The 17,404-nt window shown below is 47.8% G+C and carries 11 protein-coding genes; 9 read left to right on the top strand and 2 right to left on the bottom strand.

Going from position 1 to position 17,404, the window contains the following annotated elements; all coding sequences use genetic code 11:
• The first annotated feature begins 497 nt into the window (after window positions 1–497).
• The 5 genes from GGR07_RS06180 to GGR07_RS06160 all read left to right on the top strand — a co-directional run bounded on the left by GGR07_RS06180 (window position 498) and on the right by GGR07_RS06160 (window position 6,756).
• The gene (locus GGR07_RS06180) at window positions 498–1,265 is read left to right on the top strand and encodes a ParA family protein (RefSeq protein WP_021647082.1); all 768 of its coding nucleotides are present in this window, start codon (window positions 498–500) and stop codon (window positions 1,263–1,265) included.
• Window positions 1,266–1,277: 12 nt separating this feature from the next.
• Entirely contained in the window at window positions 1,278–2,171 is an 894-nt protein-coding gene (locus tag GGR07_RS06175) for a ParB/RepB/Spo0J family partition protein (protein WP_021647081.1), read from the top strand.
• Complete coding sequence (locus GGR07_RS06170; protein ID WP_021647080.1) at window positions 2,168–3,055, top strand: DUF5683 domain-containing protein; 888 nt, start codon at window positions 2,168–2,170, stop codon at window positions 3,053–3,055. Before GGR07_RS06175 ends, GGR07_RS06170 begins: the two co-directional genes overlap by 4 nt.
• A 95-nt stretch (window positions 3,056–3,150) precedes the next feature.
• Complete coding sequence (locus tag GGR07_RS06165) at window positions 3,151–4,443, top strand: lytic transglycosylase domain-containing protein (RefSeq protein WP_021647079.1); 1,293 nt, start codon at window positions 3,151–3,153, stop codon at window positions 4,441–4,443.
• 72 nt (window positions 4,444–4,515) lie between these two features.
• On the top strand, window positions 4,516–6,756 hold the full coding sequence (locus tag GGR07_RS06160) for a RelA/SpoT family protein (protein ID WP_122056512.1): 2,241 nt from the start codon (window positions 4,516–4,518) through the stop codon (window positions 6,754–6,756).
• Window positions 6,757–6,768: 12 nt separating this feature from the next.
• On the opposite strand, the gene GGR07_RS06155 is transcribed toward GGR07_RS06160, so the two are convergent.
• Both GGR07_RS06155 and GGR07_RS06150 read right to left on the bottom strand, forming a co-directional pair.
• Window positions 6,769–7,110 (bottom strand): MerR family transcriptional regulator, encoded by a 342-nt coding sequence (locus GGR07_RS06155; protein WP_034543301.1) that lies wholly within the window; start codon window positions 7,108–7,110, stop codon window positions 6,769–6,771.
• Window positions 7,111–7,132: 22 nt separating this feature from the next.
• Window positions 7,133–8,101, bottom strand: coding sequence for a M23 family metallopeptidase (locus GGR07_RS06150; RefSeq protein ID WP_034543280.1), 969 nt, complete (start codon window positions 8,099–8,101; stop codon window positions 7,133–7,135).
• 109 nt (window positions 8,102–8,210) lie between these two features.
• On the opposite strand from GGR07_RS06150, the gene alaS reads away from it, so the two are divergent.
• From alaS to GGR07_RS06130, 4 genes are all read left to right on the top strand, one after another.
• Window positions 8,211–10,829, top strand: coding sequence for an alanine--tRNA ligase (alaS, locus tag GGR07_RS06145; protein WP_122056511.1), 2,619 nt, complete (start codon window positions 8,211–8,213; stop codon window positions 10,827–10,829).
• 409 nt (window positions 10,830–11,238) lie between these two features.
• The gene (locus GGR07_RS06140; protein WP_034543278.1) at window positions 11,239–11,835 is read left to right on the top strand and encodes a type 1 glutamine amidotransferase family protein; all 597 of its coding nucleotides are present in this window, start codon (window positions 11,239–11,241) and stop codon (window positions 11,833–11,835) included.
• A 408-nt stretch (window positions 11,836–12,243) separates the two neighbouring features.
• Window positions 12,244–14,454 (top strand): GH92 family glycosyl hydrolase, encoded by a 2,211-nt coding sequence (locus GGR07_RS06135; protein ID WP_034543276.1) that lies wholly within the window; start codon window positions 12,244–12,246, stop codon window positions 14,452–14,454.
• A 431-nt stretch (window positions 14,455–14,885) separates the two neighbouring features.
• Window positions 14,886–17,162, top strand: a complete 2,277-nt coding sequence (locus GGR07_RS06130) for a GH92 family glycosyl hydrolase (RefSeq protein WP_034543275.1) — start codon at window positions 14,886–14,888, stop codon at window positions 17,160–17,162.
• Window positions 17,163–17,404 lie beyond the last annotated feature (242 nt).

Below are 17,404 nucleotides of genomic sequence, written 5' to 3'. Positions count from 1 at the left end.
TGCATTGCCAACCGAATAGCGGGTTATCACACAAAAGGAGACTTGTCCCCTACCTGAAGCCAACTATCCGCGGGGGTATAGCTATCGCCCGAACATTGATTTATTCGTACCCATCTAATAAAATCCATACCATATATAGTTACCGGATTCACTCTTGTTTGGGGAAATCGGCAGAAAAGAAACTTTCCTGAAAATGCGTTTGCTTGAAAACGGGCTTAGAAAGACAGCTGTTTCCCTTTAGCAAGAGAGGCCGCTCTATGAAATCTCAATGTTCGGCAAGCGAGTAGAAAAAAAGCAATAGAAATCCAATAAATATATATATATTTGCAAGCTTGGAAAAAGTTAAAAGATAGATTCACTGTAGTTTCACTGTTGCTGTAAAGAAAGCAGTTATTAACAAAACAGGTGACTTATCAACAAAAAATACAAAGTTTCTATTTTTTCGTAGGCACTCTGAAGATTTATCGCTTATTTCGCCATCAATAAAATGATAAAATATGGGAAAAATTATAGCTTTGGCCAATCAAAAAGGGGGTGTAGGCAAAACAACGACTACCATCAATCTTGCAGCCTCGCTTGCAACCCTTGAAAAAAAAGTACTCGTAGTAGACGCCGACCCGCAGGCAAATGCATCTTCCGGATTGGGGGTTGACATCAAGCAGTCGAAATGTACCATCTACGAATGCCTCATAGATAGAGCCGACGTAAAAGACGCCATTCACGATACCGAAATCGAATCTTTGAAAGTCATCTCCTCACATATCAATCTCGTAGGAGCGGAAATTGAAATGCTCAATCTGGCAAACCGGGAAAAGATACTGAAAGAGATGCTTACTCCGTTGAAAGAGGAGTATGATTTCATTCTGCTCGATTGTTCGCCTTCTCTGGGTCTGATCACCATCAATGCCCTGACAGCAGCCGATTCTGTGATTATTCCCGTACAGGCCGAGTATTTCGCACTGGAAGGAATCAGCAAACTGCTGAATACTATCAAGATTATCAAATCGAAATTAAATCCGGCACTCGAGATAGAAGGTTTTCTGCTCACAATGTACGACTCGCGGTTGCGTCAAGCCAACCAAATCTACGACGAGGTGAAAAGACACTTTCAAGAACTGGTATTCAACACTGTGATCCAACGGAACGTGAAACTTAGCGAAGCTCCCAGCTACGGAATCCCTACTATCCTTTACGATGCAGACTCCACCGGTGCCAAAAACCACCTGGCGCTTGCCAAAGAACTAATCAACAGGAACAAACAATAAATTGAAGAAGAAATGACAGCACAAAGAAGAAATGCATTGGGGCGCGGACTGGACGCATTGCTCTCTATCGACGAGGTAAAGACCGAAGGTTCTTCTTCCATCAACGAGATAGAGCTGGCAAAAATCATCGTCAATCCCAACCAACCCCGCCGGGAATTCGACTCCGCCGCATTGCAAGAGTTGGCGGACTCCATCAAAGAAATCGGCATTATACAGCCGATAACCTTGCGCAAACTCTCAGAAGACAAATATCAGATCATCGCCGGCGAGCGCCGCTTCCGTGCTTCACAAAAAGCCGACCTGAAAACGATTCCCGCATACATCCGCACAGCCGACGATGAGAACATGATGGAAATGGCGCTGATCGAAAATATCCAGCGCGAGGACCTGAATGCCGTAGAAATCGCACTTGCCTACCAGCATCTGCTGGAACAATACGAACTTACTCAGGAAAGATTGAGCGAACGCGTCGGCAAGAACCGCACCACAATAGCTAATTACCTTCGCCTGCTTAAATTGCCAGCTCCCATACAAATGGCACTACAAAATAAGCTGATAGACATGGGACATGCCCGAGCTTTGCTTTCACTGGGTGATCCGAAGCTCCAGGTACAGCTATTTGAAGAGATACAAACCCGCGGATATTCCGTACGCAAGGTAGAAGAAATCGTTAAATCACTCAGTGAAGGGGAAACCGTAAAAAGCGGGACACGCAAAATCACGCCGAAGCGGGGCAAGTTGCCCGAAGGGTTCAACCTTCTGAAACAACAGCTTTCGGGCTTTTTCAATACCAAGGTACAACTCACCTGTTCCGACAAAGGAAAAGGGAAAATCAGCATTCCTTTTGCTAACGAAGAAGAACTCGAACGTATCATGGAAATCTTCGATACGCTAAAACATAAATGAACAGATACGAGAAAATATATCAACCGCTTATCATCTCACTGTTTCTCTGTACATTACAGCTAACAGGGAGTGGTGCGAACGCACAGGTTCCCGTAGTTCCCGCACAAAAAGACAGCACAATACTGCGCAGGGAATTCCCCAAAGCCCGTGCCCGCAGGCATCGTTCGCCAGTTGCAGAAAAAGATTCGCTGATAAACGACAGCGCAATAAAAGTACTCAGACCGACAAAACCGATAGTGCTCGATTCCATATCGTTCGACACCACCTCGATAGCCAAAGCTCAAATAGCCGATAGTCTGGAGGCCATCAACCGGAAGGGATTGAAAAAGATAGAACAACCCGTAACTGTTATGCTGACAGACAGCCTCTCCGCTATATCCGGCATCAACAAGAAGATGTTTATACCGAATCCCGGGAAAGCCACATGGCTGGCTGTTGTCTTCCCGGGCGGAGGACAAATCTATAACCGTAAGTATTGGAAGCTCCCTATCATATACGGAGGTTTTGCAGGATGTGCCTACGCTCTCAGTTGGAACAGCAAAATGTATAAAGATTATTCGCAAGCTTATCTGGATATTATGGACAAAAACCCAAATACCAAAAGCTATGAGGATCTTCTTCCTCCCAATGCTTCCTACAACGTAGAGCAGCTCACCAACACGCTTAAGCGCAGAAAAGACATGTTCCGACGATACAGAGATCTCAGCATCTTCGCATTCATCGGAGTGTACGTCATTTCTATCATCGATGCTTATGTAGATGCAGAGCTGTCGAATTTCGACATAACTCCCGATTTGAGCATGCGTTTGGAACCTGCGATTCTCAACGACCAATTTCATTCGGGACGAAAAACGGTGGGAATGCAATGTGTATTGCGATTCTAAAATAAAACCTAATTAAAAATAGTTTGACTTGCGCAACCGGTCTCCAAAATTAAAAAACAAACTTAGTAAAAAACGACTCAACCAATTATTGAAGAATGAAGAAACTTATAATGTATTTCCCAGTCATATTTCTTTTCCTGACAGTAACTTTTCGGGCGGAAGCTCAAAGCGTGGATGTTGTCATCCGTGAAAATGGAACGGTACGCAGAGAGAATATCGATCTCCCTAAAAGCATGACTTACCCGCTCGACAGCTTGCTAACCGACTGGAAAGCCAAAAACTACATCGACTTAAGAAAAGATTGCAACACCGCCGAAGTTAATCCGTTCTTTACCGACTCGGTTTACATCGACCGCTTGTCACGCATTCCCGCCATCATGGAAATGCCTTACAACGAGATTGTTCGCAAGTTTATCGACCTCTATGCCGGACGACTTCGCAACCAAGTGGCCTTTATGTTGAGCGCATGTAATTTCTATATGCCCATTTTCGAAGAAGCGCTCGATGCTTACGGACTTCCTTTGGAACTCAAATATCTCCCGATTATCGAGTCGGCGCTCAACCCTTCCGCAGTATCACGGGCAGGTGCTTCAGGGCTGTGGCAGTTCATGATAGGTACAGGAAAAATCTACGGACTTGAATCCAACAGCTTGGTAGACGAACGCCGCGACCCGATAAAAGCGACTTGGGCGGCAGCCCGCTATTTAAAAGAGATGCATGCCATTTACGGTGATTGGAACTTGGTTATCGCTGCCTACAACTGCGGTCCCGGAACCATTAATAAAGCTATCCGACGCGCCGGAGGTGAAACCGATTATTGGAAAATATACAATCTGCTGCCTCGGGAAACCAGAGGATATGTGCCTGCTTTCATTGCCGCCAACTATGTAATGACGTATTATTGCGATCATAATATCTGCCCGATGGAAACCAATATTCCGGCAGATACGGATACTGTCCAAATAAACAAGAACCTGCATTTCAAGCAAATTGCAGAGCTCTGCAATGTTCCGCTGGACGAAATCAGAAGTTTGAATCCGCAATACAAAAAGCAAATTGTCCCCGGCAGCTATAAACCGTATACGCTACGGCTCCCAATTCATGCTATCAGCTCTTTTATCGACAGACAAGATACGATTTACGCGCACCGTTCGGAAGAGCTCTTTCCCAACCGAAAGGTAATCGAGATGAAAGACGACGCTCCGAGTACACGTAGAACGGCAAAAAAACGCGGAAGCGGCAATGTAACATACTATAAAATCAGGAAAGGGGACACACTGTCTTCCATCGCAAATAAATACGGCGTTCGTGTGAAAGATCTCCAACAATGGAACGGAATATCAAAAACTCAGATCTCAGCAGGAAAGCGTCTCAAAATATATAAATAAAAAGCTTTTTGCTTGCATCATTCGGTATTTTGGCTATTTTTGCAAAGCTAAGCAAGTGAAGGAAAAACAACTATGGATAACTTACTCCCCAAAGAAATGACCGACGAAGAGATGATCGAACAGGAGTTTCAAAAACTGCTGAACGATTATCTCGGCACAAAACACCGTAAAAGAATTGAAATCATCACCAAAGCGTTCAACTTCGCCAATCAGGCGCATAAAGGTATCAAACGGCGCTCCGGTGAACCTTATATACTGCATCCGATAGCAGTTGCGAAAATTGTATGCAATGAGATCGGATTGGGTTCGACATCTATCTGTGCAGCTCTGTTGCACGATGTTGTAGAAGACACAGATTACACCGTAGAAGATATCGAAAATATCTTTGGAACCAAAATCGCCCGGATTGTAGACGGACTGACCAAGATATCAGGCGGTATTTTCGGAGACCATGCTTCGGCACAAGCCGAGAACTTCAAAAAACTGTTGCTGACCATGTCGAGCGACATTCGGGTAATCCTCATTAAAATAGCCGATCGTTTGCATAATATGCGAACTTTGGGATCCATGTTACCAAACAAGCAATACAAAATAGCCGGCGAGACGCTCTATATCTACGCTCCCTTAGCCAACAGGTTGGGATTATATAAAATAAAAACGGAACTTGAGAATCTTAGCTTCAAATACGAACATCCTGAAGAATATGCTGAAATAGAGAAAAAACTGAATGCTACGGCTGCAGAACGTGACAAAGTATTCAACGAGTTCACAACCCCTATCCGTATGCAACTGGATAAGATGGGACTGAAATACCGACTAATGGCACGCGTCAAATCTATCTATTCCATCTGGAACAAGATGCAAACCAAGCATATTCCTTTCGAAGAGATATACGACCTGCTTGCTGTTCGCATCATTTTCGAACCGCGCAATCAGGAAGAAGAACTGAACGATTGCTTCGACATTTATGTAACCATCTCCAAAATATACAAGCCGCACCCCGATCGGTTGCGCGATTGGGTAAGCCATCCCAAAGCCAACGGATACCAAGCCCTGCACGTCACCCTTATGGGAAATAACGGGCAATGGATCGAAGTGCAGATTCGCAGCGAACGAATGAATGACGTAGCCGAACAAGGCTTTGCCGCTCATTGGAAGTACAAAGAAGGAGGAGGCAGCGAAGACGAAGGAGAATTGGAGAAATGGCTCAAAACGGTCAAAGAAATATTGGACGACCCGCAGCCGGATGCTATCGACTTTTTGGATACGATCAAGCTCAATCTGTTTGCTTCGGAGATATTTGTATTTACCCCGAAAGGTGAACTGAAAACCATGCCTCAAAACTCCACCGCTCTCGATTTCGCATTTTCGTTGCATACCGATATCGGAAGCCATTGCATTGGAGCCAAAGTCAATCATAAATTAGTACCGATCAGCCATAAGCTGCAAAGCGGCGATCAAGTAGAAATACTTACATCCAAATCGCAACGGGTACAGCCTCAATGGGAACTGTTTGCCACTACAGCCCGCGCCCGCACGAAAATAGCCGCTATTCTTCGGAAAGAGCAAAAAGCCAACCAGAAGAAAGGAGAAAAATTACTGAATGAGTTCTTGCAAAAAGAAGAAATCCGCCTTGAAGACAGTGTAATCGAGAAATTATGCAGATTACACAGATGCAAAGACTCAGAAGAATTGCTTGCAGCAATCGGGAGTGAAAACATTGTACTGGGAGAAGCAGACAGAAATGAGCTGAAGGAAAAGCAATCAAGCAGTTGGAAAAAGTATCTTACTTTCTCTTTTGGAAATAGCAAAGAGAAGCCGGAAGAGAAAAAAACAACCGAAATAGAAAAAATCAACCTGAAGCAAATACTGAAATTGACAGAAGAAAGCCTTCAGAAGACATACATCATGGCCGAATGTTGTCATCCTATCCCCGGTGACGACGTACTGGGATATATCGACGAGAAAAACCGCATTATCATTCACAAACGCCAATGCCCGGTGGCGGCAAAGTTGAAAAGCAGCTATGGAAACCGTATACTGGCAACCGAATGGGATACTCACAAAGAGCTTTCATTCTTAGTGTACATATATATCAAAGGAATAGACAGCGTAGGGCTTCTGAACGATATCACCCAAGTAATTTCCAAACAGATGAACGTGAATATGCGTAAGCTGAACATCGAAACTAACGACGGTATCTTCGAAGGTAAGATACAGCTATGGGTACATGATGCGGAAGATGTGCGCGCGGTTTGCAACAACCTGCGAAAGATTCAGAACATCAAACAAGCCAGCCGGATAGAAGAATAAACAAAGTAGGATTCATCTTCCGTCCAGCTCCTTTTTTATAGCCAAAAGCTCTTCTTTAATAGCTCTCAGGCGGGAGATTATTTCGTAATTGCGCACAGTACCCTCTTTGTTCTCTTTCAGTTTACGGCGGGCGCCGGTAAGCGTCATCCCTTTTTCTTTCACCAGATGGTAAATAAGGCCAATCGTCTCCACGTCTTCTTTCCGGTACTGCCTTACCCCTCTTCCTGCCGTTTTGGGAGAAATCTGAGGAAACTCCTTTTCCCAAAAACGAAGTAGCGATTGATTCACACCGAACATTTGAGCCACTTCAGCGATGGAATAGTACAGTTTCAAGTCTTTATCCGTATTTAGCATATCCCTCTTGCTTTCCTTATAATTAATCGAACACTTTTCCATGATTGGCGGCAAGCTGAATCATCCTGTCATAATCTTCCGCGCTCAAATCCATGAAGTAATAGTTGATCGGATTCACTACCTGTCCCTTGACATGCACCTCGTAATGCAGATGAGGACCAGTACTCTTGCCCGTACTCCCTACCCCTCCTATCACTTCTCCCCGTACCACCTTCTTACCCAGCTTGGTGCGAAAATCACTCAAATGTGCATACCACGTCTGATATCCGAAGCCATGATCTATCACAATGGTATTTCCGTATCCGGTCTCCCATCCCATCTTCACCACCGTTCCGTTGCCGGTTGCATACACGTCCGTTCCGGGAGAAGCGGAGAAGTCCATGCCAGAATGGAATTTCGCCGTTCCATAAATAGGGTCGATCCGAGTACCGTATCCGGAGGCTGTCTGGCGAAGATCCTTATTCGAAATAGGCTGAATGGCAGGCATACATTTCAGCATCTCACCGTGGTTTTTACACATTTCTACCACATCATCGAAAGATTTGGATTGAATGTAGAGTTGCTTGGAAAGCACATCCAGCTTCTGAGTGGTGTTGACCACCAGTCCGGCATTAGCCATATCCATCAGCTCTTCATAACGGTTCGTACCGCCATATCCTGCCTGCCGGATGGCGGGAGCTATCGGATCGGCCTGCATTATGACGCGGTAGAGGTTATCGTCGCGTTGTTGAATGTCGCGGAGTACTTCCTCCGCATCGTCCAATCGACGCGAAAGCACATTGTACTGTGCCAGAAGTCGGCTGTTCTCTATCCGCAGCTCCTTCTCCGAAGGAGAACCGAACAGCAGCAGAAGGAGAAGAAAGCTACCCGCTCCCAGCCCCATGCCCACAAAAAGCCTGCGCAGAATACTGAGCCCCCGCTGTCTTACAGTGGGATAGATCCGGTCATAAGTCTGTGTTCGTGGGTTATAGATGTAGTAAACTTTGCGCATCTTTTTGGAAATATTTCACTCGTTAATACGACAAAAGTAATAAAAACAAGCTATCTTTGCATCGTTTTTTTGAGAATATTAACCTCAACAATGGATATATAAAGAAAGTATGTTGACTGCAAAAGAAATCAGAGATTCATTTAAGAGTTTCTTCGAGTCGAAAGGACACCACATTGTCCCCTCGGCTCCAATGGTAATAAAAGATGACCCCACCCTGATGTTTACCAACGCAGGGATGAATCAATTTAAAGATATCATTCTGGGCAATCAGCCCGCCAAATACCACAGAGTGGCCGACTCTCAGAAATGCCTGCGCGTAAGCGGAAAGCACAACGACTTGGAAGAAGTAGGTCATGACACTTACCATCACACCATGTTCGAAATGCTGGGCAACTGGTCGTTCGGCGACTACTTCAAGAAAGAAGCCATCGAATGGGCATGGGAGTATCTGGTAGACGTGCTGAAACTCGACCCGGCAAACCTGTATGCCACGGTCTTCGAAGGAAGCCCGGAAGAGGGACTGAGCCGCGACAACGAGGCTTCTTCGTATTGGGAACAATTTCTGCCGAAAGATCATATCATCAACGGCAACAAGCACGATAACTTTTGGGAAATGGGAGACACGGGGCCTTGCGGACCTTGTTCGGAAATCCATATCGACCTGCGCCCCGCCGAAGAACGAGCCCAAGTTTCGGGACGCGACTTAGTGAATAAAGATCACCCGCAAGTGATCGAGATATGGAATCTCGTATTCATGCAATACAACCGCAAGGCCGACGGAAGCCTCGAACCGCTTCCGGCCAAAGTAATCGACACAGGGATGGGCTTCGAGCGTCTTTGCATGGCTCTGCAGGGCAAGACTTCCAACTATGATACCGACGTATTCCAGCCTATGATCAAGGCCATTGCCTCTATCGCCGGAACCGAATACGGAAAAGACAAGCAAAAGGACGTGGCTATGCGCGTCATTGCCGACCATATCCGCACCATTGCTTTCTCTATCACCGACGGACAATTGCCGTCGAATGCCAAAGCCGGTTATGTGATTCGCCGCATTCTTCGCCGGGCTGTGCGCTACGGATACACGTTCCTCGACCAGAAGCAGGCTTTCATGTACCGCTTGCTGCCGGTGCTGATCGACAACATGGGAGATGCTTATCCGGAACTGATTGCACAGAAAACGCTGATCGAAAAAGTGATCAAGGAAGAAGAAGAATCATTCCTCCACACGTTGGAGACGGGAATCCGCCTGCTCGACAAAACGGCGGAAGAGGCTCAAGCTGCCGGCAAGAAAGAAATCAGCGGCAAAGACGCCTTTACGTTGTATGACACTTTCGGCTTTCCGCTCGACCTCACCGAATTGATTCTCCGCGAAAAAGGAATGACTATCAATATCGAAGAATTCAATGCGGAGATGGAGCAACAGAAAGCGCGTGCCCGGAATGCAGCCGCTGTGGAAACCGGAGACTGGATTACACTGAAAGAAGGAACGAGCGAATTTGTAGGTTACGACTATACCGAATACGAAGCGTCTATCCTGCGCTACCGTCAGGTGAAACAAAAGAATCAGACGTTGTACCAGATCGTGCTCGATTATACCCCGTTCTATGCCGAAAGCGGAGGACAGGTAGGCGATACCGGAGTATTGGTGAACGAATTCGAAACCATTGAAGTCATCGACACGAAGAAAGAGAACAACTTGCCGATACATATCGTGAAGAAAATGCCCGAACACCCCGAAGCTCCGATGATGGCATGCGTAGATACCGACAAGCGCGCGGCCTGTGCCGCCAATCACTCGGCTACCCACTTAATCGACGCGGCTCTGCGTGAAGTGCTGGGCGAACACATCGAGCAAAAAGGCTCGTTGGTTACGCCGGACTCTCTGCGTTTCGACTTCTCTCACTTCCAGAAAGTGACGGACGAAGAAATCCGCAAAGTGGAGCAATTGGTCAACGCCCGCATCCGTGCCAACATACCTTTGCAGGAGTATCGTGACTTACCTATCGAAGAAGCCAAGGAGATGGGAGCTATCGCGCTCTTCGGAGAGAAGTACGGCGATAAGGTGCGCGTCATCCGTTTCGGCTCTTCCATCGAATTCTGCGGAGGTACGCACGTTGCCGCCACCGGAAGCATCGGAATGCTGAAAATCGTTTCCGAAAGTTCGATTGCGGCAGGAGTACGTCGTATCGAAGCTTATACCGGAGCTCGTGTGGAAGAGATGCTGAACAATATTCAAGATACCTTCGGCGAACTGAAAGCGTTGTTCAACAACGCCCCCGACCTGAAAGGAGCTATCCGCAAATATCTCGACGAGAACGCCGGACTGAAGAAACAGGTAGAAGACTTCATGAAAGAAAAAGAGGCGGCTCTGAAAGAGAGACTTCTGCAAAACGTACAGGAGAAGAACGGTGTGAAAGTGATTAAGTTCTGCGCCCCGATACCTGCCGAGATGGTGAAAAACATCGCCTTCCAACTTCGCGGGGAGATTACCGAAAATCTGTTCTTCGTAGCCGGAAGCAAAGAGAACGGCAAACCCATGCTGACGGTCATGATCAGCGACAATCTGGTGGCAGAGGGCCTGAAGGCGGGCAATCTGGTGAAAGAGGCAGCCAAACTGATTCAGGGAGGTGGAGGCGGACAGCCTCACTTCGCCACAGCCGGAGGAAAGAACCCAGACGGATTGAACGCTGCCGTTGAGAAAGTATTGGAGCTGGCGGAAATCTAACCGGAGAGGTTTGCAGATACGACACATTCAAGATGAAAAAGGAAAAAGCCCGACAAAAGCTTCTTCCGCAAAATCGCCCCTGCTGCAAGAAATTGTGGCAGGGGCGATTCTTATGTTTGAGACACGTTAGTCTCTCACCTTTTTCAACACACTGTAGTTCAATCATTTACATATCCACCCGAACAGCTATATTAAGTTGCCTTGGTAGCCATATATACTCACCAAGGTAGATATATATGCTCACCAAAGCGAGTGTATATATAGCGAATAGGAAGATTCGTCATCACTCCCGGTAGACAAAATTATTTTACAAACCAAACATAGTAACCTGAAAATTCTCCATATCTTTTGCGATCCTCAAACCGATCATATACCTTTGCGGGAAAACGATTAAAAACAAATTGATCCAATGAAACAGAAAGTCTTACTACTCCTGCTAAACGAATATGCAGATTGGGAGGGAGTGTTTCTTGCCGCATCTCTGCAAGCGGGCGTGCTTCCCGGAAGTGAAACGAAATACGAAGTAAAAACTGTAGCTCCCACATCAAATCAAGTCTGCTCCATCGGCGGCTTCCGCACCCTCCCCGATTACGACTTTACAACCATTCCCGAAGATTACGCGGCGCTGATACTCGTAGGAGGAAACCGGTGGCAATCGCCCGAAGCCGAAAAAGTCGTTCCTTTGGTCGAAACAACCCTGCAAAAAGGAAAAATCGTAGGGGCTATATGCGGTGCGGCTTCATTCATGTGCGCTCACGGCTTCCTGAACAATGTAAAACACACAGGCAACGGGATAGACCAATTGAGACAATGGGCAGACAAGCATTATACCAACGAAGCCGGATATATCGAGGCGCAAGCGGTGGGCGATAAAAATATCGTAACCGCAAACGGTGTGGGATATCTCGAGTTTACGCGCGAACTGTTATTGCTGCTGAAAGCAGATAGCCCTGAAAACATAGCTGCCTGGTACGATTTCCACAAAAACGGTTTCGTCCGAGGATAGCCGTCATTACCCGGTCGCCATTTGTCCAAAGAAAGCACTTAATAAGGTATTTAATACTTAGTATTTATAGATTGAAAGGTGCATATTACAGCCACAAAGGCGCAAAGAGACCTCTTTTACCTGAATCCTATCGGCCAAATTACAATGGCTATCACAAAACGATTCTGTTGCAACGTCAAAACTCGTCCTTTGCTCCAAACCCCAAGTTACAACGGCTATCACAAAACGGGAGGTGTCTCTGCGACTCCTCCCACATAAACGTATTTTTTCAGGCAAACCGTTTTTAATTTTCCGAAAGCTTGGAGCCCTTTTTCGCTTTTCACTTATTTTTCCTACCTTTGTCCGTAGATCCGTTTTTTCAATCATTATCCGACAAACAATCGAAAGATACAACTATAAAAGTAACCCATGAAAACACCTTTCCACCTGTTCGCTCTGTATGCCTGCCTGCTCGCGGCGTGCACTACCTCTCAAAAATCTGCGGAAACAGATTACACGCAATACGTCAATCCGTTTATCGGGACCGATTTTACAGGAAATACTTATCCGGGCGCACAAGCTCCGTTCGGCATGGTGCAACTCAGTCCGGACAACGGTCTGCCCGGATGGGACCGTATTTCCGGCTATTTCTATCCCGACAGCACAATCGCCGGATTCAGCCATACGCACCTTTCGGGCACGGGAGCAGGCGATTTGTACGACATTTCGTTCATGCCCGTCACCCTTCCCTACAAGGAGGCCGAAGCGCCGCTGGGCATTCACTCCAAGTTTTCGCACGCCGACGAAAAGGCGTATGCCGGATACTATCGGGTGCGCTTGCAGGATTACGGCATCGACGTGGAACTGACTGCCACCGAACGTTGCGGCATCCAGCGGTATACTTTCCCGAAAGCCCAAGCCGCCGTGTTCCTCAACCTGAAGAAAGCCATGAACTGGGATTTTACAAACGACTCGCACATCGAGGTGGTAGACTCCGTCACCATTCAGGGTTACCGCTATTCCGACGGATGGGCGCGCGACCAGCGTATCTACTTCCGCACCCGCTTCTCACGCCCTTTCGATAAGGTGACGATGGACACGACTGCCGTCGTGAAAGAAGGGAAACAGACCGGCACAGCCTTCATCGCCCGCTTCGACTTCAGCACCGAAGAGGGAGAACAGATACTCGTAAGCACTGCCGTGTCGGGAGTAAGCATGGAAGGAGCTGCCCGAAACCTGCAAGCCGAAGTGCCGGAGAACGACTTCGACAAATATCTTGCCGCAACCCAAAAGGCTTGGAACCGCCAACTCGGAAAGATCGACGTAAAAGGTAACAACGAGGATGATAAGGTGAATTTCTATACGGCTTTATACCATTCCATGCTCGCACCGACCATCTATAGCGATGTAGACGGCAGTTATTACGGTCCGGACAAGAAGTTGCACCGGACAGACGGATGGGTAAACTACAGCACTTTCTCTCTGTGGGACACATTCCGGGCTTCGCATCCGTTGTTCACCTACACCCAGCCGGAGCGGGTGAACGACATGGTGAAATCGTTCATCGCATTCTACGAACAAAACGGCCGCCTGCCGGTATGGAATTTCTACGCCAGCGAAACGGATATGATGATAGGCTATCATGCCGTACCCGTGATTGCGGACGCATATCTGAAAGGAATCGGCGACTTCGATGCGGAGAAAGCGCTGGCGGCTTGCGTGGCGACCGCCAACATCGACGAATACCGGGGTATCGGTCTGTACAAGAAGCTGGGTTATGTTCCTTACAACATAAAAGATGAGTACAATACCGAGAACTGGTCGCTCTCCCGGACACTGGAATACGCCTTCGACGATTACTGCATTGCCGAAATGGCGCGTAAAATGGGCAAGAAAGAGGTAGCGGAAGAGTTCTACCGGCGTTCGCAAAACTATCGCAACGTGTACAATCCCGCCACTTCGTTCATGCAGCCGCGCGACGACAAGGGAGCTTTCATCACTCCTTTCAAAGCGGACGAATACACTCCGCATATCTGCGAGAGCAATGCCTGGCAATATTTCTGGTCGGTGCAGCACGACATCAACGGGCTGATAGAACTTACGGGAGGCAGGCAGCGGTTCGCGCAAAAGCTCGACAGCATGTTCACTTATCATCCGTCGGCAGATGACGAACTGCCCATTTTCAGTACGGGGATGATCGGGCAGTATGCCCACGGCAACGAACCGGGACACCACGTGATTTACCTTTTCAATGCGGTGGGGCAGCCTCACCGCACACAAGAGTACGTGGCAAAGGTGATGAACGAGCTTTACCGCAATACTCCCGCCGGACTTTGCGGCAACGAAGACTGCGGGCAGATGTCGGCATGGTATGTGTTCAGCGCGATGGGTTTCTATCCGGTGAATCCGGTGAGCGGGAAATACGAAATAGGCACTCCCCTGTTTCCTGAACTGCGGTTGCGCCTGAGCAACGGAAAAACCTTTACCGTGCTTGCCCCCAATGTCAGCAAAGAAAACATATACGTACAGTCTGTGAAAGTGAATGGGAACCCCTACGGAGAGACGTTCCTTACTCATGAGCAAATCATGAACGGGGCGACCGTAGAGTTTGAAATGGGAAGCAGCCCCGCCGGAAAATAAAAGCCGTTCCTTCGGCTTCAATGGAAAGAAAGAGGCAATCAACTACAAGAACTTTACATTCAAGACAGAAAAGGTTCTCGCTACACCGGGCTTGAGAGGCAATCAACCAAAAGAACTTTACATCCGTGAAAGCCATGCTGCGGTTCGTCTGTAAATTCTTGGGCAGAAAGGAGACCCGACGGCAAGTAGAAACCATACTTCTACAATGTAGGATGTAAGTTTACCGAAAGAAAAATTCCGGTTACTCCCGTTTTCCAATATACATATAAAAAACAGAAAGAGCTGTTTTAGCGTTTCAGCCTTTCGGATTGTCTTTTATAATAGAGTTTATACGGAATAAGAAACAAGGCTTCCCGATTTCGGCACCCTAAAACCTTGTTCTATATAAATGTAGCAACTTCAAAACCTGCAAACGGATAATATCATATACCATGAAAATAAAAAAACTCTTTATGGGATGTCTGGGCGGACTCTTGTTCTTCAGCTCCTGCAACGCTCCGGTCGGCGAGCCGGATTACTGCGCGTATGTAAACCCTTTTATCGGAACCGGCGGACACGGACATACGTTTCCCGGAGCAGTGGTTCCGCACGGCATGATTCAGCCGAGTCCCGACACTCGTATCGACGGATGGGACGCTTGTTCAGGCTATCATTATTCCGACTCCTCCATCAACGGGTTCTCGCATACCCACCTCAGCGGGACGGGTTGCTGCGACTACGGCGATGTGCTGCTGATGCCTACCACAGGCAAGCAACATTATCTGACAACCGACCCGAGCAGCCAACGTTTGGCATACGCTTCCACCTTTTCACACCGGAATGAGGCGGCAGAGCCGGGATATTATTCCGTATTCCTCGACACTTACGGAGTGAAGGCGGAACTTACCGCCACGAAGCGGGGCGCCATCCATCGCTACACATTCCCCGAGAGCAAGGAAGCGGGATTTATTCTCGACCTCGATTACAGCCTGCAACGACAGACCAACTCGGAAATGAGTATCGAAATCGTCAGCGATACCGAGATACGCGGACGCAAAAAGACGACTTATTGGGCGTTCGACCAATACATCAACTTCTATGCGAAGTTTTCCAGACCGTTCACCTGTACGCTTATCACCGATTCCGTAACGATGGACAACGGCAAGCGTCTGCCGCAATGCAAAGCGCTGCTACAATTCAACACGAAAAAGGATGAACAGGTTTTGGTCAAGGTCGGCGTTTCCGCAGTAGACATGGAAGGCGCGCGCAAGAACGTGGAAAACGAGATTCCGGAGTGGGACTTCGACCGGGTACGAAAGGACGCACGCGCGGCATGGAACGCTTATCTTTCGAAAATAGACATCAGCACAGCGGACAAGGACGAAAGAACAGTGTTTTACACCGCCCTTTATCACACGGGCATCAGCCCCAACCTGTTTACCGATGCGGACGGACGCTACCTCGGAATGGATTTGCAAGTGAGACAGACGAAAGCAGACCGTCCGATCTACACCGTATTTTCCTTATGGGATACGTTCCGCGCACTGCATCCGCTGATGACCATCATCGAGCCCGAATTGAACAATCAATTCGTCCGTTCGCTCATCAGCAAGCATCGCGAAGGGGGCGTCTTTCCGATGTGGGAACTGGCGGGCAACTATACAGGCACGATGATAGGCTATCATGCCGTCCCCGTGATTGTAGACGCTTACATGAAAGGCTACCGCGACTTCGATGTGGAAGAAGCTTACAAAGCCTGCCTTCGTGTGGCGGAATACGACACCGCAGGCATCAAATGCCCCGCTTTGGTGCTTCCGCATCTGATGCCTGAAGCCAAGTATTGGAAGAATGCCATCGGATACGTGCCCTGCGACCGGGACAACGAGGCTGTGGCCAAAGCGTTGGAGTATGCCTACAACGACTGGTGCATCTCCGTCTTTGCCGAAGCCATGGGCGACACCGCCAATCAAAAGAAGTACAGCCGCTTTGCGAAAGGATATGAACGCTACTTCGACCCGTCTACCCGCTTCATGCGCGGTATCGACTCGAAAGGCAACTGGCGTACTCCGTTCAACCCGCGCGCTTCGACCCACCGTAACGATGATTATTGCGAGGGAACAGCCTGGCAGTGGACATGGTTCGTTCCGCACGATGTAGAAGGGCTTGTCTCTTTAATGGGAGGAGAAGAAGCATTCGTCGAAAAACTGGATTCTTTGTTTACCGCCGACTCTGCATTGGAAGGGGAAACCACTTCTTCGGACATAACGGGGCTTATCGGACAATATGCGCACGGAAACGAACCGAGCCATCACATCATCCATCTTTATAACTATGTCGACCGTCCGTGGCGGACACAGGAGTTGGTGGACAGTGTGTTCCGCAGCCAGTATGCAAACAGTGTGGACGGACTTTCGGGCAACGAGGACTGCGGACAGATGTCAGCATGGTATGTGCTCAATGCTATGGGCTTCTATCAAGTGTGTCCCGGCAAACCGGTCTACTCCATCGGGCGTCCCGCTTTCGACAAAGTGACGATTCGCCTGCCTGAAAAGAAAACATTCCATATCTTTGTAGAGAACAATACGAAAACCAACAAATACATCGAAAGTGTTGTACTCAACGGGAAACCGTTGACGACTCCGTTCTTCAGCCACGCGGACATTGCCGGCGGAGGAACGATGGAAATCAGAATGAGCAGTCGGCCGACGCAATGGGGCAAGAAGCATTAACTCGGAAATCAGCTCCGATGCAATTATCGGTAAGCATAAGCAGGCTTATATCCATTCACAAGCCCGGATCTGCTGCAACCGGCTACACAGTAAAGCTCGAAAGCGGGGAAAAAAAGAAACAAGTGGGAAGCAAAATCATGAAGCCAAAAAAACGATTTTACAGTAACCGCTCATACAGTCAGCCCTCAAAAGAAAAAGCAAAAGAGCCAATCTGCACATCAGAATTTTGAGAAAACGGATTG

It is taken from the genome of Bacteroides pyogenes (assembly GCF_014196225.1).
GTDB lineage: Bacteria > Bacteroidota > Bacteroidia > Bacteroidales > Bacteroidaceae > Bacteroides > Bacteroides pyogenes_A.
The sequence above is the reverse complement of the archived record's forward strand: the minus strand, read 5'-3'. Positions and strand labels throughout refer to the sequence as shown.